The organism is Propioniciclava soli, from assembly GCF_014858005.1.
GTDB classification, from domain to species: domain Bacteria; phylum Actinomycetota; class Actinomycetes; order Propionibacteriales; family Propionibacteriaceae; genus Propioniciclava; species Propioniciclava soli.
The window spans coordinates 12,199-32,761 of sequence record NZ_JACYOT010000007.1 but is presented as its reverse complement, the minus strand read 5'-3'; the positions used below and the strand labels follow the sequence as shown (position 1 = coordinate 32,761).

At 72.3% G+C, this 20,563-nt stretch carries 16 protein-coding genes and 1 pseudogene; 7 read left to right on the top strand and 10 right to left on the bottom strand.

The window, feature by feature from the left end; translation table 11 throughout:
* Positions 1–2: 2 nt before the first annotated feature.
* Positions 3–977, bottom strand: a complete 975-nt coding sequence (locus IFY26_RS09055; RefSeq protein ID WP_232548680.1) for an ABC transporter permease subunit — start codon at positions 975–977, stop codon at positions 3–5.
* Entirely contained in the window at positions 974–2,152 is a 1,179-nt protein-coding gene (locus IFY26_RS09050) for an ABC transporter ATP-binding protein (protein ID WP_232548679.1), read from the bottom strand. The genes IFY26_RS09055 and IFY26_RS09050 overlap by 4 nt, the downstream gene beginning before the upstream one ends.
* A gap of 789 nt (positions 2,153–2,941) precedes the next feature.
* Between IFY26_RS09050 and IFY26_RS18380 the strand changes: the two are divergent.
* The 3 genes and pseudogenes from IFY26_RS18380 to IFY26_RS09040 all read left to right on the top strand — a co-directional run.
* Positions 2,942–3,022, top strand: a pseudogene (locus tag IFY26_RS18380) (hypothetical protein); the annotation flags it as partial.
* A 121-nt stretch (positions 3,023–3,143) separates the two neighbouring features.
* A complete protein-coding gene (locus IFY26_RS09045) occupies positions 3,144–4,235 on the top strand; it encodes an alpha-L-rhamnosidase-related protein (protein WP_232548678.1) in 1,092 nt (363 codons plus the stop codon).
* Positions 4,236–4,404: 169 nt separating this feature from the next.
* A complete protein-coding gene (locus IFY26_RS09040) occupies positions 4,405–5,427 on the top strand; it encodes a hypothetical protein (protein ID WP_232548677.1) in 1,023 nt (340 codons plus the stop codon).
* A gap of 58 nt (positions 5,428–5,485) precedes the next feature.
* Here the strand turns inward: IFY26_RS09040 and IFY26_RS09035 are convergent, their stop codons facing one another.
* Both IFY26_RS09035 and IFY26_RS09030 read right to left on the bottom strand, forming a co-directional pair.
* Positions 5,486–6,508 (bottom strand): alpha/beta hydrolase, encoded by a 1,023-nt coding sequence (locus IFY26_RS09035; RefSeq protein WP_232548676.1) that lies wholly within the window; start codon positions 6,506–6,508, stop codon positions 5,486–5,488.
* Positions 6,505–7,485 (bottom strand): aldo/keto reductase, encoded by a 981-nt coding sequence (locus IFY26_RS09030; protein ID WP_232548675.1) that lies wholly within the window; start codon positions 7,483–7,485, stop codon positions 6,505–6,507. Before IFY26_RS09030 ends, IFY26_RS09035 begins: the two co-directional genes overlap by 4 nt.
* 468 nt (positions 7,486–7,953) lie before the next feature.
* Between IFY26_RS09030 and IFY26_RS09025 the strand changes: the two genes are divergently transcribed.
* On the top strand, positions 7,954–9,636 hold the full coding sequence (locus IFY26_RS09025) for an S-layer homology domain-containing protein (RefSeq protein WP_232548674.1): 1,683 nt from the start codon (positions 7,954–7,956) through the stop codon (positions 9,634–9,636).
* A 3-nt stretch (positions 9,637–9,639) separates the two neighbouring features.
* Here the strand turns inward: IFY26_RS09025 and IFY26_RS09020 are convergent, their stop codons facing one another.
* The 3 genes from IFY26_RS09020 to IFY26_RS09010 are packed head-to-tail and all read right to left on the bottom strand — an operon-like array spanning position 9,640 to position 13,501.
* A complete protein-coding gene (locus IFY26_RS09020; protein ID WP_232548673.1) occupies positions 9,640–10,899 on the bottom strand; it encodes a glycine C-acetyltransferase in 1,260 nt (419 codons plus the stop codon).
* A 48-nt stretch (positions 10,900–10,947) separates the two neighbouring features.
* Entirely contained in the window at positions 10,948–11,985 is a 1,038-nt protein-coding gene (tdh, locus tag IFY26_RS09015; RefSeq protein ID WP_232548672.1) for an L-threonine 3-dehydrogenase, read from the bottom strand.
* A gap of 55 nt (positions 11,986–12,040) precedes the next feature.
* Positions 12,041–13,501 (bottom strand): serine hydrolase domain-containing protein, encoded by a 1,461-nt coding sequence (locus tag IFY26_RS09010; protein WP_232548671.1) that lies wholly within the window; start codon positions 13,499–13,501, stop codon positions 12,041–12,043.
* A gap of 162 nt (positions 13,502–13,663) precedes the next feature.
* On the opposite strand from IFY26_RS09010, the gene IFY26_RS09005 reads away from it, so the two are divergent.
* A complete protein-coding gene (locus IFY26_RS09005) occupies positions 13,664–14,515 on the top strand; it encodes a Sir2 family NAD-dependent protein deacetylase (RefSeq protein ID WP_232548670.1) in 852 nt (283 codons plus the stop codon).
* Positions 14,516–14,585: 70 nt separating this feature from the next.
* Entirely contained in the window at positions 14,586–15,677 is a 1,092-nt protein-coding gene (locus tag IFY26_RS09000) for a GNAT family N-acetyltransferase (RefSeq protein ID WP_232548669.1), read from the top strand.
* Positions 15,678–15,683: 6 nt separating this feature from the next.
* Here the strand turns inward: IFY26_RS09000 and IFY26_RS08995 are convergent, their stop codons facing one another.
* The 3 genes from IFY26_RS08995 to IFY26_RS08985 form a co-directional block, all read right to left on the bottom strand.
* Positions 15,684–16,670: an aldo/keto reductase gene (locus IFY26_RS08995; RefSeq protein WP_232548668.1), complete on the bottom strand. Its 987-nt coding sequence runs from the start codon at positions 16,668–16,670 to the stop codon at positions 15,684–15,686.
* A gap of 89 nt (positions 16,671–16,759) precedes the next feature.
* On the bottom strand, positions 16,760–19,327 hold the full coding sequence (locus IFY26_RS08990; protein WP_232548667.1) for a 5'-nucleotidase C-terminal domain-containing protein: 2,568 nt from the start codon (positions 19,325–19,327) through the stop codon (positions 16,760–16,762).
* A gap of 138 nt (positions 19,328–19,465) precedes the next feature.
* Positions 19,466–20,095: a hypothetical protein gene (locus tag IFY26_RS08985; RefSeq protein ID WP_232548666.1), complete on the bottom strand. Its 630-nt coding sequence runs from the start codon at positions 20,093–20,095 to the stop codon at positions 19,466–19,468.
* A gap of 56 nt (positions 20,096–20,151) precedes the next feature.
* On the opposite strand from IFY26_RS08985, the gene IFY26_RS08980 reads away from it, so the two are divergent.
* A complete protein-coding gene (locus tag IFY26_RS08980) occupies positions 20,152–20,553 on the top strand; it encodes a hypothetical protein (RefSeq protein ID WP_232548665.1) in 402 nt (133 codons plus the stop codon).
* Positions 20,554–20,563: the final 10 nt, after the last annotated feature.

Below are 20,563 nucleotides of genomic sequence, written 5' to 3'. Positions count from 1 at the left end.
CGTCACTCGGCCACGTCGCGGCGCTGGAACGCGATCAGGGACGCCACCGCCAGCGCGCCGGTCAGCACCAGCAGATAGGTGAGACCGTGGGCGAATGGCAGGTGACGTTCCACCATGCCCTCGCCCGGTTCGAGGGCCGGCACCCAGTAGGTGGTGCCCAGAGCGAGGTAGGCCATCAGGTTGGTCTCGGGCATCAGGGTGGCGAGGAATTCCAGGCCGGGCACGTAGGTGACTGCGCCGAACATCGACGTCAGCACCAGGTAGGCCACCGGCACAGCGGCCGCGGCGACGGTGTTGCGGAACAGCACGGCCATGGCCGCCCCGATCAGCGCGGCCAGCGCGGCGAACCCAAGTCCGCGGGCGGCGATGCCGAGGGGTGGGCCCCAATCGCCCACCGATGCCGGGCCCTGGAACATGACGAACCCGATGGTGGTCACGCCCAGCACCACCGCGCTCATCACCAGGGCTGCCACGGCGGACATCAGTACCGCGACCACGTTCTTGGCGGTCCAGACGCGGGTGCGGTCGGGGACGAAGGTGAGCCAGGTGGCGATGGTGCCGTGCCGGAACTCCGCCCCCCAGAAGCTCGCCGCGACCAGCATGGCGAGCATCCCGCCCAGGATTCCCGCAAAGATCGCCGCGCTGCGCATCCCGTCCGCCCATGCGAGCGGGGCGGGGACGTAGTCAGATTCCACGGGGGCCGCGAGTGTCTCCGCACACATGGCCTGCGGATTCTCATCCTCCGGCGTCGCGTCCAGGCAGTCCTGGTACCACTCCTGGTGATTCTCGTTCCAGTCGGCCAGGTAGGAGGCGTAGTCAACCTTGGCCTGGGCCACGGTGGCCTCGTCGGGTGGCTCGGCGCTCGCGGCCATGGCCACGCCGCTCATCACGGCGAGCAGGAGGAACACGGCAACGGTGGCCCACAGGCCCCGCCGGCGCAACCACCGGAGCGCCTCGGCCGCGATGACGTGCCTCATGCCGCTCCCTCCCGTGCCCCGCTCGGGTCGCCGGGGAACACGATGCCCTGGCCGGACGTGGCCGTCAGGTGTTCGCGCGCGGTGAGGGCCAGGAACACGTCTTCCAGGCTCGGCGTCGCCCGGATCAACTCGGTGGGCCACAGCCCGGCCTCACCCAGGGTGCGAGCGATGGCGTCCGGCCGCGGGGCGGCGTCCGGGTGGCTGACGGTGACACGGTCGGAACCATCGAGGGCGACCATGTAACCCGCGTCGGTGAGCGCGCGCGCGGCGTCCTCCACGGGCCGGACGCGCACCTGCACCCGGCCGGACGACGTCAGCAGTTCCGCCACGGTGCCTTCGCGGAGCAACCGGCCGCGTCCGATGATGCTGACCGTGTCGGCCACCTGCTGCACCTCGGCGAGCAGATGACTCGAGATCACGACCGTGCGCCCCGCCTCCGCCAACCCGCGCAGCGTGACGCGCACCTCGTGCATTCCGGCCGGGTCGAGCCCGTTGGTGGGTTCGTCGAAGATGAGCACCTCCGGATCCTTCAGCAGTGTCGCGGCGATCGCCAGGCGCTGCCGCATGCCGAGCGAGTATCCGTGGACGAGGTCCTTCGCCCGTGGCCCGAGACCGACCTGATCGATCACCGCGTCCACCCGCTGCCGCGGCAGCCCGATGCCACGCCCCAACACGACGAGGTTGTCGCGGCCGCTCATGGTGGGGAACAGCTTTGGCTGCTCCACGATCGCACCCACGCGGTCGATGACGTCGGGGAGCCCGTCCGGCACCGGCGTGCCGAGAATCGTCATCGTGCCGGCGTCCGCCCGCGTCAGGCCGAGAAGCATCCGCAGCGTGGTCGTCTTGCCCGAGCCGTTGGGCCCCAGAAACGCATGGACGCCGCCGCGCGGCACGGTGAGATCCAGATCGGAAACCGCTGCGACGCGTCCGCGCCGATACGTCTTGCGCAATCCGCGGATCACGATCGCGTGCTGGCCGGGATCCTCGGCGTCCGGGACGCCGGGGTCGTGGTCGTTGGGGCCAACGAGGTGGCGGTCGTGGGCGTCGCGGTCGTGGGCGTGGGCGTCGCGGTCGTGGGCGTGGGCGTCGCGGTCGTGGGCGTCCCCCCCGATGTCGGGGCGATGGGCGTCGCGCTCAGCGGGGTCGCTGGCACCCTCGGATCGGCTGGCCTGCATGGGCCCATCCTCCCCTGTCGCTGCCGACTGGACGACCCGCCCCGGTCGGACGTTGCCGCCCCCCGGTCCGACCACGGGCGGACGAGCCCCGACGGCCACCCCGCCGTGGGGGCCACCGCCACGCTGCCCCGCCACCCGGAGCCAGCGGCCCCGACCTTGGCGCCCCCCTGCCCGTCGCGCCGCCACCCTGCCAGTGCCACTGCCCCGCTGCGCTGACCGCCTCGCTCTTGGCCCCGCCACCCTGCCCTTCTCGCCGCCACCCTGCCCTTCTCGCCGCCTCCCCGCCAGAAGCCCAGCACCCTGCCGTTGCGACGGCAGGGTGGTGCACGCGCGACAGGGTCGCAGCGCGAACGGCAGGGCGGGGGCCGCATAGGCAGGGAGGCCGCACCAGACACCGGGGGTTCCTGCGCACGAGCGACAGGGTCGCAGCACGAACGGCAGGACGGCGGCCGCATAGGCAGGGAGGCGGTCGCTTTGGCAGGGAGGCGGTCGCTTTTGGCAGGGAGGCGGTCGCTTTGGCAGGGAGGTCTCGACAAGGCCAGAGTGGGCGGCTCCTCCGCCGGCTAGGGGACCCCCGACCGGGGACCCCGAGTCGCTCTCCCCGGGTCGTCGGTTGCCACGCATTGCCCACCCCATGCTTGCCGTGGGGTGGCGCCATGGGTTACTTTCTTCGCGAGCCAGTTGGTTCATTCAGGGTTGTTACTCTCCTCGCCGCAGAGGCAAGACCTGGGACGATGCGTCGTCCCGGGCTTTTTTTGTGCCCGGGGAGCGGATCGAAAGGGGGTCGACATGGCAGTCGACTACGACACGTTGGCGTCCGACATCGTCGCCAAGGTGGGCGGCAAGGAGAACATTCGCTCGGCCAAGCACTGCGCCACCCGGCTGCGGCTCGACCTACGCGACGAAGGCAAGGCCGCCACGCAGGCCATCAAGGATCTCGACGGTGTCATCACCGTGGTGCAGGCCGGCGGCCAGTACCAGATCGTCATCGGTGACGACGTCCCGATCGTGCACGCTGCCGATCAGCTTCGAGGGGTCCGCGGGGTGGGGCGACGCCATCGCGATCGTCCCGTGGCGGCTGTACGAGGCCTACGGCGACGTGGGCGTTCTCGAGCGCACCTACCCGGCGATGCGCCGCTGGCTCGCCCACGTGAGCGAGGTCGCCGAGCGGTTCCGCCACCACGCCCGGACGGGGCCGACACAACCCCACGAGCGCTACCTATGGGACGCCGGGTTCCACTGGGGCGAGTGGCTCGAGCCGGGCGGCCAGTGGAGCCCGATGGACGACCACGGCATCGTCGCCACCGCCTACTACGCCTGGACCGCGCGACTCATGGCCCAGGTCGCCACCGTGTTGGGGGACGCCGACGCCGCGGCCGAGCACGCCGCCCTGGCCGAGCGGGTGACCGACGCCTGGCGCACCGAGTACTGGCGTGACGGCCGCCTGACCCACGAGTCGCAGGCCAACTACGTGCGCGCCCTCACCCTCGGCCTGGTACCGGACGCCGATCGCGCGGCCGCCGCGTCCCGGCTCGTCGAGCTGGTGCACGAGGCGGACGACCACCTCGGCACCGGCTTCCTGACCACGCCGTGGCTGCTGCCGACGCTGGCCGACGCGGGCCACGCCGACCTCGCGCACCGCGTGCTGGGTCAGCGCGACTACCCCGGTTGGCTGATCATGCCCGAGCGCGGCGCGACGACCGTGTGGGAGAACTGGGACGGTGTGGACCCCGAGGGCATCGCGTCCGCCTCGCTCAGTCACTACAGCAAGGGTGGCGTGATCGACTTCTTCCACAGCCACATCGCGGGCCTGCGGCGTCTCGAGCCGGGGTGGACGCGGTTCGCCGTCGCACCCGTGCCGGGTGGCGGCATCACGTGGGCCGAGGCGTCCTTCGACTCCCCGCAGGGGCGCATCGCGGTGCGCTGGGAGGCCGACGGGGACGTGCTCCGCGCGGAGGTCACGGTGCCCGAGGGGTCGGTCGCCGAGGTCATGCTGCCGGGTGCACAACCCGTCGAACTGGACCCAGGGCGCCATGTGGTGAATTCCGGAGCGATGGTTGACCCCGGGACTTCACCCGCGTGACACCCGTTGGTCAGAGGAGCGACGTCCTGAACCCCTTGACCGTCGCCACCAACCCCGGGCAGGGTGGACCTCGGCTGCTCGCCAACCGTTCGTCGCGTTGCCTCCCATCCTGATGCGCTCGGGTCGTGGTGTGGGTCCGCGTCGGCGGCCCCCTGACTGGAGGAATCACATGAAGAAGAGCCTGTCCATCGCCGCTGCCGGCCTGCTCGCCCTCACCTCGATCGGACTCACGACCCAGACCAGTTCTGCCGCCTTCACGACCCGCTGCGTGGGTGAGGGCGGCGCCGTCACGATTCCGGGCGACCTCGTCGTCCCGGCCGGCCAGGCCTGTTACCTCAACGGCACCGTGATCCAGGGCAACGTCCGCGTCCAGAGCGGCGCCGACCTGGTGATGACCGGGGTGACCGTGTCGGGTGACACCGTCGTGCGGGACGACGGCTACCTGGAGGCCGTCGACTCCACCCTGGAGGGCGCCCTCACCGCGCGCCAGAGCTTCGGCAACGTGCTGGACGGCAGCACCGTGGCGGGCGCCGTCACCACGGTCAACGACACCACCGGCACCGGCTTCATCATCATCGATGAATCGCACCTGGCCGATCGCGTGCGCTCCACCGGCGGCGCGCTGGACCTCTCCTCCTCGACCGTCGCCGGCCAGGTCCAGGGCATCCGGACGGAGTACACCGACGTCTACGACGCGGTAATCGAGGGGGCCCTGCAGGTCGACGGCAACACCGTCGGCTCGGTCGTCTGCGACTCGGAGGTCTACGGTCCGGCCACGTGGCGGGGCAACCAGACGGGCGTGCAGCTCGGTGGTGACCTCTCCCACGGCGCCCTGTCCAACTGCGACGGGTCGAACTACTTCGGCGGCAACGTCACCGTGGACAACACCTCCGGAGGGGTCTGGGTCGTCGGCAACATCATTCGGGGCGGCCTGACCGGCACCGGCAACGATCCGGCTCCGGTCGGCGCGGGCAACCGGGTCCGGGGCGAGCTGGGCGGCCAGTTCACCGCCATGGGGGCACCGACCGGCCCGGCCGTTTCCGCGCAGCGCGCGAACGGGCGCGTGGCCGAGACGGTGACCGAGCGCAGCGCCGAGCAGGTGACCGGGCGTGGCGCCGAGGTGCGTCAGGACGCGCTCGACCGTTCCGCAAAGGCCACGCAGCGCGCGGAGGCGGCCGGCGCCGCCTTCTGAGATACCTCCGTGTGAGGCACTCCGGACTGGCCCCGACGCTTCGGCGTCGGGGCCAGTCTCACGCGCGCAGGGCGCGCGCGAGCGCTGCCGTCCAGGCCCGGGTGAACGCGCGCGCCCCCGGCACGGGGAGCATGTCGGCCGCATGGGGCATGCCTGGCTCCACGACCAACTCGGCCGGCACCCCGGATTGCTCGAGTCGGTGCGCGTACGCGACGTCCTCGTCGTGGAACAGGTCGAGATCGCCGACGCCGATCCACGCCGGCGCCAGCCCGGTGAGGTCCTCGCGTCGGGACGCCGCGGCGTACGGCCGGGGCTCGGCCCGGCCGGGCGGGTGCCCGAGGAACCACGTCCACGCGATCCGGTTCTGCGCCGGCGTCCAGACCAGTTCGCCCCGCCCCGCCGGGTCGGCCAGCACCGTCCGGTCATCGAGCATGGGGTAGATCAACACCTGGAACGCCAGCGGGACGCCCTCGTCGTGGGCCCGTTGGGCGAGCACGGCGGCCAGCCCGCCGCCGGCGCTCTCGCCGCCAACCGCGATGCGCGCCGGGTCGAGACCCAGCTCCTCCGCGTGGTCGTGCAGCCAGCAAAGGGCCGTCATGGCGTCGTCGAGCGCGGCGGGGAACGGGTGTTCGGGAGCGAGCCGGTAGTCGATCGCGATCACGAGGACGCCGAGCTCGCGCGCGAGCCGGTTGGCGACGCCATGGCTCATCCAGGGCCCGCCGGTGATCATGCCGCCGCCGTGCAACCAGAGCACCGCCCCGGACGGCCGATTCCGCGTGGGCGGATCGTAGAGGTAGCCCCCCACGCGGACGCCGGCGCCCGGGTCGTCGAACATCGTCGGGACACCGAGGCCCGGCGGCAGCAGACGGGGCAGCACCGCCGCCAGCCCGCCGCGGCGCGGTGGGCGCCGGGTGGCGTCCGGCGGGAGCAGCAGCAACGGCGTGCGCCAGCGGGGAGCCACCCGCCCGAGCGCCCGTACCGGTGCGGACGCCAGCGCGGTGCGGACGCCGAACCAGGCGCCGGCTCCCAGGGCGAACGCGAGGATCGGCCGCGCCCGTGCCGGACGCCCGGGCCGGCTCACTGGTGGCCGACGACGGGGTGCGGCACGTACGGCTCCTCCAGGGCCGCCATCTCGTCCTCGGTCAGCTCGACGTCGAGGGCGCCGATCGCCGTGTCGAGGTGGGACAGCTTGGTCGCGCCGACGACGGGGGCCACGACCGGATCCTTCGCGAGCAGCCACGCGAGCGCCACCTGGGCCCGCTCCACGCCGCGCGCCGCGGCGATCTCGGCAACCATGGCGATGATCTCGCCGTCCTTCTCGGCGGTGGCGTCGTACTTGCTGCGCTGCACGGCGTCCGACTCCGACCGCTCGGTACTCGTGCCGGGGTCGCGCGTGAGGCGTCCGGACGCAAGCGGGCTGTACGGCGTCGACGCGATGCCGCGGGAGCGGCACAGCGGCAGCATCTCGCGCTCCTCCTCGCGGTAGAGGAGGTTGTAGTGGTTCTGCATCGAGACGAAGGGCGTCCAGCCATTGAGGTCGGCGGCGGCCAGGGCGGACGCGAACTGCCACGCCCACATCGCGGACGCCCCCAGGTAGCGGGCCTTGCCGCAGCGGACGACGTCGTCGAGCGCCGCCATGGTCTCCTCGATCGGGGTCTCCGGATCCCAGCGGTGGATGATGTAGAGGTCGACGTAGTCGGTGCCGAGGCGGCGCAGGCTGGCGTCGATCTGGCTCAACACGGCCTTGCGGGAGAGGCCCGCACCGTTCGGCCCCTCGTGCATGCGGCCGTGCAGCTTGGTGGCGATGACGATCTCGTCGCGATCGGCGTAGTCGGCCAGGGCCCGGCCGAGGATCTCCTCGCTCGTGCCGAGGGAATAGACGTTGGCGGTGTCGAAGAAGTTGATCCCCTGCTCGACGGCGTGCTTCACCACGGGGCGGGCGTCGTCCTCGCGGAGCACCCACGAGTGGATCCACTTCTCCGGGTCCCCGAACCCCATCGTGCCCAAACAGATCCGAGACACGTCCAGACCCGTGTTGCCCAACTTCGCGTACTCCATCGTCCGCTCCCCTCGCTCGGTGACCCCAGCCTAGAACGCCGCCCGCCACCATCGCAGGAGCCCAGAACGTGGCCCGATCCTCCGCCACCGTTGGAGGCGGACGGGCGACGTGGCGCAGCTGACATGCACGTGGCGCAGGGGAGCTCACCCGGCGGGCCGTGCACGGGCCGCCTTGTGAGCCGCGCTGCGCCACGTGGTGTCGGGGTGCGCCACGTGGATTGACGTGCGCCACGTGGCGACACGGTGCGTCACGTGAGCTGGCGCCGCGCCACCCGACCCCCACACTGCTCCCCGAAGGCGTCGCGACAAGGCCCGATGACCCGTCACCATGAATTCCCCGAGGCTTGAAAGTGAAGTCTCAACCTTTCCTTAAGATTGGCCGAGAATCGGGTTCAACCAAGCCGGATGATGAGCCATAGTGGGCGTGCCGTAATTCCGCGGATCCCCCAACCGTCCGGGAGCTGACCGATGCCCTTCCGTACCCACATCCCCGTGCTCGCCCTCGCGCTCACCCTCGTGGGAGCGCCGACGGCGCTCGCCGCACCGCCGGTGACCACCCCTGCGCCCGAGGTGGGCAGCACGGAGGTGGCTCTGGCCGAGCTGCCCTCCGCCGAGCTGTCCGAGCTGTCCGACCTGCCGGAGGAGGTGGCGTCCGAGCTCGAGACGACCTCCGACCTGGCCGTGGAGACGGCCAGTCAGCCCCTCACCGACGAGGTTGCGGTTGCCGCGCTCATCCTGCCCGCGGACGCCGACCCCGCCTCGCTGTGGGTACGCAGCACCGCGGACGGCCAGCCCGAGGCCTGGGAGCAGATCCAGATCGACCCCACCGACGACGGTCAGAGCGGCACGGTCAGCAGCGAGCCGGTCATCATCTCGTCGAAGGACGAGGTCGAGGCGATCGTGGTGTCGGCCGACGGCGAGCCGGTCGGCGCCGAGCTGCAGGTGTACTCCTCGGTGGTCACCGCCGCGGACGCCACGGCGTCCGCCACTGCCTCCTCGTACGCGTGGGACAACCCGCGCATCCTGAGCAGGGCCGCCTGGGGCGCCGACGAGTCGCTCGTCCGCTACGGCTACTCCCGCGGCGAGGTCACCGGCGCGATGATCCACCACACCGCCGGCACGAACAGCTACACCTCCGCGCAGGTGCCCGCGATCCTGCGCTCGATCCAGGCCTTCCACGTCAACGGGCGCGGCTGGAACGACACGGCCTACAACGTGCTGGTCGACAAGTTCGGCCGCGCCTGGGAGGGGCGCGGCGGCGGCGTCAACCAGCCCATCGCCGGCGGCCACGCCTGGGGGGTCACCAACCGCCGCGTCTTCGGCATCTCGCTCATGGGCAACTACGAGACGGCCACGCCGTCGTCGGCCATGATCGAGACGATGAACCAGGTCATCGCCTGGAAGCTCCAGATGCACAACGTCAACCCCTACGGCAGCACGTGGGGTTCGGGCGGCCAGGACGGCGGTTCGACCTTCCTGCCCGCCATCTCGGGCCACCGCGACGAGAACGCCACCTCCTGCCCGGGGCGGTACGTCTACTCCCGGATGGGCACGATCCGCTCCCGCGTCCAGACGCTGATGAACACCACCCGCTACCCGCGCTTCCGCGACGTGCCGATCGGGCTGCAGTTCGAGCCGGAGATCCGCTGGATGGCGACCACCGGCATCTCCACCGGCTGGTCGGACGGCACCTACCGCCCGTGGGAACCGGTGACGCGCGAGGCCATGGCCGCCTTCCTCTACCGCATGGCCGGCTCGCCGGCCTACACGCCCCCGGCCACCTCCCCGTTCTCCGACGTGCCCACCTCACACACGTACTACAAGGAGATCGCCTGGCTGGCCGCGACCCGCGTCGCGGAGGGCTACCCCGACGGCACCTTCCGCCCCTACGCCACGACGAACCGGGACGCGATGGCCGCCTACCTCTACCGCATGTACAACCGGCCCTCCACCACCGGGACCGCCACGTACAAGGACGTCGCCCGCTCGACCCAGTTCTACCGTGAGATCGCCTGGTTGACCCAGCGCGGCATCGCCACGGGCTACCCGGACGGCTCCTTCCGCCCGACCGAGCCCGTGCGCCGTGACGCCATGGCCGCGTTCATGAACCGGTCGGTGAGCAAGCTCGGCACGCCGCGGCCGCAGGGCTGAGGCTTACTCCGTCTCCCGGGACGCCGCACGGGCGGCGACGAACGCGTCCACACAGGCGCGGACGTCGTCGCCCGTGTGCGCCGCCGACAACTGGACGCGGATCCGCGCCCTGCCGCGGGGCACGACGGGGAAGCTGAACGGGATCACGTAGACCCCGTGGGCCAGCATGTGCTCCGCGACCCGGCCCGCCAGCCGCGCCCCGTCATCCCCGGGGAACATCACCGGAGTGATCGGGTGCGGCGGCACGTCGGTGGGGATCACCCGCCCGGCGGCCGGGGCCCCCTGCGGACCGGCGGTGAACGGGTCCAGGTCGAAACCCGCCTCGGTCATCAGCGAGCGGAACAGCTCGGTGTTCTCCCGCAGGCGCGCGCGGGCGTCGGCGGAGGCGTCCACCAGGTCGAGGGCCGCCAACGAGCCCGCCACCACGCTCGGGGCGACCGAGTTGCTGAACAGGTAGGGCCGGGCGCGTTGACGCAGCAGCTCGACCACGTCCGCCCGGCCGCTCACGTACCCCCCGGACGCCCCGCCGAGCGCCTTGCCGAGCGTGCCGGTCAGCAGGTCGACCCGGTCGGCGACGCCGAACAGCTCCGGCGTCCCACGACCGCCCTCGCCGACGAACCCGACGGCATGGGAGTCGTCCATCAGCACGAGCGCGTCATGGGCATCGGCGAGGTCGCAGATCTCGCGCAGCGGGGCGTAGGCGCCGTCCATCGAGAAGACGCCGTCGGTCACGACGATGCGGAAGCGGGCGGACGCCGCCGCCTCCAGCTGGGCCGCCAGGTCAGCCATGTCGGCGTTGCGGTACCGGAACCGCTGCGCCTTGCACAGCCGGATGCCGTCGATGAGGGAGGCGTGGTTCAGCTCGTCGGAGATGATCGCGTCCTCCGCCGAGAACAGCGCCTCGAAGACGCCGGCGTTGGCGTCGAAGCAGCTCGAGAACAGGATCGTGTCGTCGGTGCCGAGGAACGCGCTGAGCCGGTTCTCCAAGGCGCGGTGGGGCGCCTGCGTTCCGCAGATGAACCGCACCGACGCCATGCCGAAGCCCCAGGCGTCCAGGCCCTCCCGCGCGGCGGCGACCACGGACGGCTCGTCGGCCAAGCCGAGATAGTTGTTGGCGCAGAAGTTCAGCACCCGGTCATCCGCCGTGCTGACGCCGATCTGCCCGCCCTGCGGAGTGGTGATCACTCGCTCGCGCTTGGTGAGCCCGGCGGCGTCGATCTCGTCGAGCGTGGCGCGGACGTGGGCTGCGAATGCGTCGGTCATGATTTCCTCTCACAGGGATTCCCCGGGGCCGGGGCGGGGGTCGGCGGGTCAGCTCCAGTCGAGGATCACCTTGCCGCACTGGCCCGAGCGGGCCGTGGCGAAGGCGTCCTCCCAGTCCTCTGCGGCGAAGCGGTGGGTGACGACCGAGCGGACGGCGTCCTTCAGCTGGGGCGACGTCGACAGGATGGACGTCATCAGGTACCAGGTCTCGAACATCTCGCGGCCGTAGATGCCCTTCACGGTGAGCATGTGCGTGATGATGCGGCCCCAGTTGACCGCGTAGCCGGACGCCGGCAGCCCCAGCATGGCGATCTTGCCGCCGTGGTTCATGTTGTCGATCATCTCGGCCACCGCGGCCGGCGCGCCGGACATCTCCAGGCCGACGTCGAACCCCTCCCGCATGCCGAGCTGGGCCTGGGCCTCCCGCAGCCGGGTGGTGCGGGGGTTGACCGTCAGATCGGCCCCGGCGCGCTCGGCGAGCGCGAGACGTTCCGGCGAGAGGTCGGTGACGACGACGTGGCGTGCCCCGGCGTGCTTGGCGATCGCCGTGGCCATGACGCCGATGGGCCCCGCACCCGTGACCAAGACGTCCTCCCCCACCAGGGGCCACTGCAGGGTGGTGTGGGTGGCGTTGCCGAGCGGGTCAAACAACGCGCCGAGCTCGGGATCGACCCAGTCGGGGTGCTTCCACACGTTCTCGACCGGCAGCACCACGTAGTCGGCGAACGCGCCGTCGGTGTTCACGCCGAGCCCGACCGTGCGGACGCACTGGTGGCGGCGTCCGGCGCGGCAGTTGCGGCAGTAACCGCAGACGATGTGCCCCTCGCCGGAGACCTTGTCGCCCGGCACGAGCTCCTTGACCTCGCGGCCGACCGCCACGATCTCGCCGTAGAACTCGTGGCCGATCGTCTGCGGCAGGTTCATCTGGGACGCCGCCCAGTCGTCCCACTGCTGCAGGTGGAGGTCCGTGCCGCAGAGGCCGGCCCGCTGGACGCGGACCTTCACCTCCCAGTCCCCCGCCTCCGGCTCGGGCCGCTCGACCAGCTCGAGCCCCGCCCCGGGCCGCATCTTCGCCAGCGCACGCATGGGGCCATCTTGGCATGCCGGGCCCGCGGGCCGGCGACCGGAGCGTCCCCAAGCGCTAGACGAGCAGCCAGCCCAGCATGGCGCTGCCCGCCGCGGCCAGGGCGAGGGCCACCACGGGCTGGTAGGGCCGCCGCTGCGGCAGCCACGGCGCGGACGGGGCCCGCAGCACCGCGAGCCAGGCCGCCCCCACCAGGGCCCCCAGGAGAAAACCGATCGCCCAGCGCAGGGCCCACTGCCAGGGCCCCAGCAGCGTCAGGGCGACGCCCGCCGCGGCTGCCATGACGACCGCCGCCAGGGCGCCCACCCGGCTCGGGAGCTGGTTGAGGCTGAGAAGGACGAGCAGCAGCACCAGAATCGCGGCCAGCACGCTGGCCACCCCCGCCGCGTTGGGCCCGAAGTGCACGCTCTGGGTGGGGTCGAGCAGCAGATGGCGGGCGATCGGGCCCACGTCCGCGTCGGTGGCGGCCAGCACGACGACCGCGCGGTCGGCGTCCGGCTGGAGCACGAGGTGGGTGGAGGTGCCGCCGGTGGCGCCGCCGTGGCTGAGGAGGGCGGGGGTCTGGCTCGTGTCGACGCTCCAGCCGAGCCCGCGCCCGTGATCGGGTCCGGTCACGACGGGCTCGACGGCCCCGGCGCCCGGCACGGTGCCGTCGAGCACCGCCGTGGCGAACCGCGCCAGGTCGCCCGTCGTGGTGCGCGTGGCGCTCCCGGCGGCGGCGAAGCCGTCGCCAGTCCACGGCTGCACCGCCCGCCCGTTCGCCGTCCGCGGCCAGACGAGCCCGTCCGGCTCCGGCTCCCCGGCCTCCACGACGGTCGTGTCGTCCATCCCGAGCGGCTGGAACAGCCGCTCCTCCGCGAGCTGCGACCAGGTGGGGACGCCGGCGGCGCGCGCCTCGGCGATGCCCAGCAGCGCGACGCCGAAGTTGGAGTAGTTCTCCTCGCCGACGGCGGTGGTCGGGGCAGTCCGTGCGGCGTCGACCACGCGGTCCACCGCCCAGTCGCGGTAGGGGTCGCCCGTCCCCAGCGCCCCGCGGAAACGCACCAGCTCGCCGGGCACGCGCGGCAGGCCGCTCGTGTGGCTCGCCAACTGCTCCAGGGTCGCCGCCCCCGCCGGGGTGTCGGCGAGCTCGGGCAGATAGGTGGCGAGAGGCGCGTCCAGCTCCAGTTCACCGCGCGCCACCCCGTCGGCGAGCAGGTGCCCGGTGAAGGTCTTCGTGACCGAGCCGAGTTCGAACAGGGCGTCGCGGCCATCCTCCGGCGAGCCGTCCGCCGCTGAGCCGGTGGTGTCACCCGCTGCGGCGTAACGCACCGCGTCACCCTCGACGCGGGCCACGGCAACCGAGGACATCCCGCGGCCCTCCCCGACCACGGCAGCGAGATCGGCCGCCAACGCCGGGTCACCGGTTTCGGTGGGGCCGAGGCGTGGATCGGGGGCCAGGAAGTGCGCCGCAAACGCGCCGATCAGCGCGGCCGCGAGGGCGCCGAGCAGCGCGCTCTGGGGCGTGGTGTCGGGCATGGCCGTCCCTCCTTCGACGCGTCACGACAGAAGCGGCCCAATTCACCAGGCGGCGCTCGATGGAACTGTACCGGTACGACGCCACAGATCAGGTCAGCCCCAGCCACGCGGCGAGCGCGATCAGGCTGCTGGCGGAGAGCGGGGGTCGGTAGGCTCGGCTCCGTGCCCTCGCCCAAGCCCCACCCCACTGCGGGCCAGGTTGCGGGCATCGTCGACCTGCTGGCCGGGCGGCGCTGGGTGGCGCTGACCGGCGCAGGGCTGAGCACCGACTCGGGCATTCCCGACTACCGGGGCCCGGATGCGCGCCCGACCCGTCCCATCCAGTACGGCGAGTTCATCCGGCACGCCGACGCCCGGCGTCGCTACTGGGCCCGGTCGATGCAGGGCTACCGCAGCTTCGGCGCCGCGCCGCCCAACCCGGGGCACACGGCGTTGGCGGCGCTGGGCGTCCCGATCATCACGCAGAACGTCGACGGCCTGCACACTGCGGCCGGCTCGACCGACGTGGTCGACCTCCACGGCCTCATCGAGCGCGTCGCATGCCTGGGCTGTGGTGAGCTGACGCCGCGGCGCACGCTCCAGGAGCGGCTGGAGGCCGCGAACCCGCAGGTCACCGGACAGATTCCGGCCGGCAACGCCGAGCTGCGCCCCGACGGCGACGCCGACATTGCCGACCCGGTCGACTTCGTGGTGGTGCCGTGCCTGCGTTGCGGCGGGGTGCTCAAGCCGGACGTCGTGTTCTTCGGGGAGAACGTGCCGCGCGATCGGGTGGCCCGCTCCTACGCGTGGGTCGATGCCGCCGAGGTGCTGCTGGTCGCCGGGTCGTCGCTCACCGTGATGTCGGGCCTGCGCTTCGCGCGCCACGCCGCCAAGGCGGGCATGCCGGTGGTGATCGTCAACCACGGCGCCACCCGTGCCGACGAACTGGCCGCCCTCACGGTCGATGCGGGCACCTCCGAGACCCTCACCGCGGTGCGTGCGGCGCTGACGGCCCCGGACGCCGTCGGCGCCTGACCCGCCCGCTTGCGCCCCACCGCGCGGTCCGCCATCCTGAAAGGCTGCCCAGCGCCCGAAAGGTCCCACCATGGTCACCATCAAGCCGGTCCCCACGCCCGCGCCGGGTGACGACACCGCCCATCCGTGGGTGGAGGCAATGGCCGCGCTCGACGGCGCGACCTGCCGTGAGCTCTACGGGCACGACGACTTCAACGACAGCGTCGCCGCCCGCGTCCTCAGCCTGCGCGGGTCGCCCTACTGGAGCCAGGACGTGTGGGTGGCGCTGGACGGTGCGGGGGAGGTCGGCGACCCGGTGCTGGGGTACGTGGGTGCCGATCAGCCCCTGCGGGAGGACCCGGACACCGCCAGCCTGGACCTCACGGTGACCCGGGCAGCGCGACGCCGCGGGGTGGGGACGGCGCTGTTGAACACCGCCGCCGCCGCCCTGGCCGCCCAGGGACGCACCACGCTGCTGGCCTGGGCCTTCGAACCAGGGCTCGGCCCCGACGGTGACGACGGCGTCGCTGCCTCCTCCGGAACGGGGGCGGTCGACCCGCGCCGACCCTCCAACGCCTTCCTGCTCCGTCACGGCTTCACCCTCGAACAGGTTGAGCGCCCCTCCACCCTCACCCTCGACGAGGCCACCCTCACCCAGGCACAGCGGCACGCCGAGGTGGCCCGCGTGGCGTCCGGGGACGACTACGAGCTGGTGGGCTGGGACGGCCCGGCCCCCGATGCGTTCGCCGAAGGGCGCGCCCTCTTGGAGGGCCGCATGAGCACCGATGTCCCGTTGGCCGAGGAGCTGGGCGAGGCGCAGGCTTGGGATGTCGCCCGTCTGCGCTCGGCTGAGCAGCGGATGCTGGCGCGTGAGCGGGGGTGGGTGACCTCGGCGGCCCGCCACCGCGGCAGTGGCGAGCTGGTCGCGTTCACCCTGGTGGAGTGGCCCGGGCACAACCCGGCCGGGGTCTGGCAGGAGGGCACGCTGGTGCACCCCGACCACCGCGGCCACCGCCTCGGCATGCTGGTGAAGGCCGCGAACCTGCTGCGGCTCAGACGGGCCAACCCGCACGCCCTGCGCGTCCACACCTGGAACGCGGCGGAGAACGCCCACATGCTGGCGATCAACGACGCCCTCGGTTTCGCCCCCACGGGCCTGGAGGGCGCTTGGCGGCGACGCTGATCCGCCTCACCAGGACGCGTGCACGTGCTCGGCGATCCGCTCCTCGTACAGCGCAGCCACGGCGGCGCGCTGCGCGTCGGTGACCGGGGCCAGCGAGCCGGCCGCGGCGTTGGCCCGCGCCTGCTCAGGGTTGCGCGCCCCCGGGATGACCACGCTGACACCGGGGGTGTCCACCAGCCAGCGCAGCGCGAACTGCGCCGGGGTGACGCCCTCGGGCGCCAACGCCGAGAACTCCTGGGCGGCGGCGACGCCGACGTCGTAGGGCACGCCGGAGAACGTCTCGCCCCGGTCGAATTGTTCTCCGTGGCGGTTGAAGCTGCGGTGGTCGTCCGCGGCGAACGTGGTGTCGGCGTCGTAGCGTCCGCTCAGCAGGCCCGAGGCCAGCGGCACGCGGGCGATGACGCCGACGCCCGCCTCCGCCGCGGCGGGCAGCACCCGCTCGAGCGGCTTGTGGCGAAAGGCGTTGACGATGATCTGGATGCTCGCCAGGCCGGGGTGCTCCAGGGCGGTCAGTGCCTCGTCGCACCGCTCGACCGAGACGCCGTAGGCGCGGATTCGGCCCTCCGCGACGAGGGTCTCGAGCGCCTCGAACACCTGCGGTGAGGCGAACACCTCCGAGGGCGGGCAGTGCAGCTGCACCAGGTCGAGCGCCGCCACGTCGAGGTTCTCCCGGCTGCGGTCGATCCAGCGGCGGAAGGCGTCCAGGGTGTACGCGGACGCCTCGTGCGGATCGGCGCGCCGCCCCATCTTCGTGGCAACGACAACCGACCCCGCCGGCCGCTGCTTCACGAACCGGCCCACCAGCTGTTCGCTCCGGCCGTCACCGTAGACGTCCGCAGTGTCGAAGAAGGTGACACCGGCGTCCGCCGCCGCGTGCAGCGTGGCGAGCGCGTCGTCCTGCCCGACCTCACCCCAGCTGCCTCCGATCTGCCAGCAACCCATGCCGATGACCGAGGTCTCGAGCCCGAGCCGTTCCATCCGTCGCGTTTCCATGCATCCCACCTTGTCACACGCAGCGAAGCGGGGCGCCGGTCAGGTGACCAGGCGCCCCGCGGCGTGTCGCCCGGAGGCGAGGATGGACGTCAGCCCAGCTCGGGCACCCCGAACTCGGCGACGTAGCGGTGGAGGAACGCCGCCATCGCGTCACGGTTCACCGGATCGGTCGGGCGGAAGGTGCCGTCCGGCCAACCGGTCGTGATCCCCGTCGAGTGCAGCCAGGCGATCTCGGTGTAGAACTCCGAGTCGACCGTCACGTCGCTGAACGGCGAGGTCGCCGGCGGCGTGTAGGCGGGGCTGCCCGCGGCGCGGTGGAGGAAGGCCGCCATGGCGTCCCGGCCGATCGACAGGTCGGGGCGGAAGGTGCCGTCGCTCCAGCCGTTGGCGATCTCGCGCTGCGACAGCCACGCGATCTCCTTGTAGAACTGGTGGGTTGTCGGCACGTCACTGAACGGCGATTCGGCCGGGACGGGGAACTCGGGGCTCCCGGCGAGGCGGTACAGGAAGGCCGCCATGGCGTCACGATGGATCGCCGTCACCGGGCGGAACGTGCCGTCGGGCCAGCCCTGCGCGATCCCGGCCCCGCCCAGCCACGCGATCTCGTCGTGGAACTGCGTGGCCGGCGTCACGTCGGAGAACGACGCCGTGGGCAGCGCCGCCAGCGGCAGGGTCACGACCGTCCCCGATGGCTTGGCGACGAGCTGCACGGTGTCGGCCACGTACGCCGGGTTGACCGTCAGGGTGACGGTGGCCGCCCCGTCGCGCGTCGGGACGCCGGGCGTCCGCGCGGTCGTGATGGCGGCTGTCCCGATGGTGAAGCCGTCGACCACCACGTCGAACTCCGTGTTGGCCGGGGCGCCGAGGCTGGTCAGGTCGACCCCATCGACGCGCACCGTGGCCTGCTCGCCGCGCGCGACCGGCAGGGCGCCGTCGGTGACGGCCACGCCGTTCTTCTCGAACGACGGCTCCACCACGTCCTGCGCCGCCAGGTAGTTGATGAACGCATCCATGTCGATCAGGCCGAGGTCACGCACCTGCGTCCCCTGCTGCAGCGCGGTGAAGTTGTCCCCGCCGCCGATCAGGAAGCTGCCCGCCGCCACGGTGTAGGTGGCCGCCTCGTCCAGCGGCGCGCCGTCGACCCACACATCGAGGATGCGGCTGCCTGCGGCGGCGTCCGGGTCGTACGTGTAACGCACGTTGTCCGAGAGCCCGAGCTTGAGGAACGGACGCGACGACGCCGCCGGCTGCCACTGCTGCTCGAGCACCTGGCGGAACACGGCACCCGTGACGTCGATGCTCTGCAGCGTGTTGGCGAAGGGGTTCACCGCGGCAGCCTCGGCGTAGGTGACCACCCCGTCGCCCTCGGCGTCGGAAGGATCGAACAAGAGATCGGCCCGCAGGCCGCCCGGGTTCATGATGCCGATGTCGGCGCCAGTCCGGCCGGGTTGGTTGGCCGCCCACGCCCACGCGTTGGCAGCCAGGTTGCCCAACGCGCTCTCGCGGAGGCGATCATCGCGCGTCGTGCCCCAGTAGACACCCTGGACGACCTGGGCGTCGCCGTAGGCCGTGGTGATGTCGGCGCTGATCTCGGCCACCGGTTGCGTGCCGATCTCCTTGGCGTTGGCCACGGCCTCGTCGACGATCTCGGCAGCCGCCGCATAGGTCGGGTCGGCCTCGCAGGCGGGCGTGACGGGCGCGGTCGCGAGCTGGCTGGCGATGTACTCCTCCACCTCGCCGGTCTCGGCGTTGTAGCCGAGCTGGACGACGCCGAGCCGCGCGCCGTAGCTGGCCGACTGGCTGATGACGCGCGTGCCGGACTCCACCGGGCCGTCCCACTGGTAGGCGAGGTGGGTGTGGCCGTTGAAGACGACGTCGACCGCGGGGGAGGTGTCGTTGACGATGCGGTCGAAGATCTCGGTGGCGTCCTCCGCTGCGCCTAGGCTCGTCGCCACGGCGGCACCGTCGTGGTACTCGGCGATGAGGACGTCGGCCTCGCCGTTCAGCGCGTTGCCGTCGGAGAGTTGGGCGGCCACCCGGTTGACGGCTGCGACCGGGTCGCCGAACTCGATCGATGAAATGCCGTCGGGCCCGACCAACGACGGCGTCTCGTCGGTGACCGCACCGATGATGCCGAGCATCACCCCGTTCACCTCGGTGAGGCGGTACTCCTCGAGCGCCGGGGTGGTCGTGCCCCGCTCGTAGACGTTCGCGCCCAGATACTGGAACCCGGCGGCCGGGATCGCCTCACCCTGCAACCAGGGGAAGCCGCGGTCGAACTCGTGGTTGCCGACGGCGGAGGCGGTGACGCCCAGCGCGTTGAGGTACTCCAGCGTCGGCAGGTCGCCGAGAATGTTGGAGGCGAACGACGACGCCCCGACGTTGTCACCGGCGGAGAGCAGCACCGTCTGCTCGGCGCCGTACGTGGCCCGTGCCGTCTGGATCGTGCAGGCGAAGTTCTTGCCGAGTACGCCCGTCAGGGCGAGGCCGTCGTCGATGCGGCCGTGGAAGTCGTTGAAGTTGAGCAGCGTGACGGGCGTGAGGCCCTCGCTGATGGCGTCGACGGGTGTCGCGGCCTGGGCCGAGCCGGCGATGCTGCCGGCGCCGAGCAGGCCGAGCGTCGCGGCCAGGGCCACGGCGCGTCGGGTGCGGTTCATGGTTCCTCCGGATGAGTGATGCGGCGTCGCGGGTCGGGGGCGTCCCTGCAGCCGATCATGCCGGGGTGAACGCCTTGTGTACAGGCGGGAAAGCCCTCGGGATCCGTTCGCCGGCGGGCGGTGCGGGCCCGCGCGCGCTCAGGCTCGCTCGGCGCGTCGGCCGAACGGACGCCGCGGGCGCGAGCGCCACCAACGCCACAGCACCACCAGCGGAGAATTGCGGCTGACCAGGAGCAACACCAGCGTCACGAGGCCCACCGCCGCCGGCAACGCGAGGCGCGCGTAGTGCGCCACCCAGCCGAGGATGCCCCACGGCGTCGACTCGCCCGAGGCCGGCCCCACCTGCTCCCCCACCACCACGGGCGGAATCCAGAAATAGGCACCCAGGGCGACGCCGAGGAAGGCCCCGCACCAGGCGATGACGGACGGCCCCCAGGCGGCGTGACCGCCGCCGGCCCCGCGCATCGCCCACCGCAAGAACAGGTGACTGACGAGGATCGCGACGATCCCCACCACGATGACCCACGGCTGTGGCAACCGCCCCGTGTCCCAGGCGAACTCGGAATTCATGGCGATCCGCCGCAGCACGCCCAAGGACCCCATCACAGCCAAGGCCGTCACCAGCCACGCCAGCCCGACGGCCGCGTGCGCCAGCAGCGCCAGCAGGGCGTAACCCGCCCGGGCCGGCGAGAACCGACGGCGCCCGGGGGCGTCCGGGGTGGTCCGGCTGGTGGGTGCCGTGGCGGAGGCGTCGGTCGCGGGGGTCACGGCGCCCATGCTAACGCCCACTGCCCGGGCGACCAGGCATCTGCCACGATGGGGTGATGCCGATGCCGCGTCTGCCCCACCCCCACCTCATCGCGCTGCGCTCGGGCGTCACGGTGGCCCTGAGTTGCCTCCTCGGCCAGGCCGGGTGGGCTTCGGCGTTCCTGGGTGGGCAGGCGCAGTTCCGCCCCTACCACGTCTGGGGTGCCTGGGTGACCCTCGCGGTGTGCGTGGCCAACGCGCTGGTGTACGTGGCGCTCCGACGCTCCGCCGGGCCGGTGAACCTCACCCTCGCCGTGGCGCTGGCCGCAGCCGTGGGCATCCAGGTCGCGCTCGGTGAGACCCACCAGGTGTCGCTCCACATCTTCGTCGGGGTGCTGATCGTGATGCTGGGCACCGCCCTCACCTCGTGGACCTACCGCCACACCCTGCCGGACGCGGACGCCCCGGCGCGGGCCTGACCGGCGACGG

What these genes read in the sequence shown, in the direction of transcription:
- IFY26_RS09055 (WP_232548680.1), bottom strand. Translation starts at nt 977, where the DNA reads ATGAGGCACGTCATCGCGGCCGAGGCGCTCCGGTGGTTGCGCCGGCGG.
- IFY26_RS09050 (WP_232548679.1), bottom strand. Translation starts at nt 2,152, where the DNA reads ATGCAGGCCAGCCGATCCGAGGGTGCCAGCGACCCCGCTGAGCGCGAC.
- IFY26_RS09040 (WP_232548677.1), top strand. Translation starts at nt 4,405, where the DNA reads ATGAAGAAGAGCCTGTCCATCGCCGCTGCCGGCCTGCTCGCCCTCACC.
- IFY26_RS09030 (WP_232548675.1), bottom strand. Translation starts at nt 7,485, where the DNA reads ATGGAGTACGCGAAGTTGGGCAACACGGGTCTGGACGTGTCTCGGATC.
- IFY26_RS09025 (WP_232548674.1), top strand. Translation starts at nt 7,954, where the DNA reads ATGCCCTTCCGTACCCACATCCCCGTGCTCGCCCTCGCGCTCACCCTC.
- IFY26_RS09020 (WP_232548673.1), bottom strand. Translation starts at nt 10,899, where the DNA reads ATGACCGACGCATTCGCAGCCCACGTCCGCGCCACGCTCGACGAGATC.
- tdh (WP_232548672.1), bottom strand. Translation starts at nt 11,985, where the DNA reads ATGCGTGCGCTGGCGAAGATGCGGCCCGGGGCGGGGCTCGAGCTGGTC.
- IFY26_RS09010 (WP_232548671.1), bottom strand. Translation starts at nt 13,501, where the DNA reads ATGCCCGACACCACGCCCCAGAGCGCGCTGCTCGGCGCCCTCGCGGCC.
- IFY26_RS09000 (WP_232548669.1), top strand. Translation starts at nt 14,586, where the DNA reads ATGGTCACCATCAAGCCGGTCCCCACGCCCGCGCCGGGTGACGACACC.
- IFY26_RS08995 (WP_232548668.1), bottom strand. Translation starts at nt 16,670, where the DNA reads ATGGAAACGCGACGGATGGAACGGCTCGGGCTCGAGACCTCGGTCATC.
- IFY26_RS08990 (WP_232548667.1), bottom strand. Translation starts at nt 19,327, where the DNA reads ATGAACCGCACCCGACGCGCCGTGGCCCTGGCCGCGACGCTCGGCCTG.
- IFY26_RS08980 (WP_232548665.1), top strand. Translation starts at nt 20,152, where the DNA reads ATGCCGATGCCGCGTCTGCCCCACCCCCACCTCATCGCGCTGCGCTCG.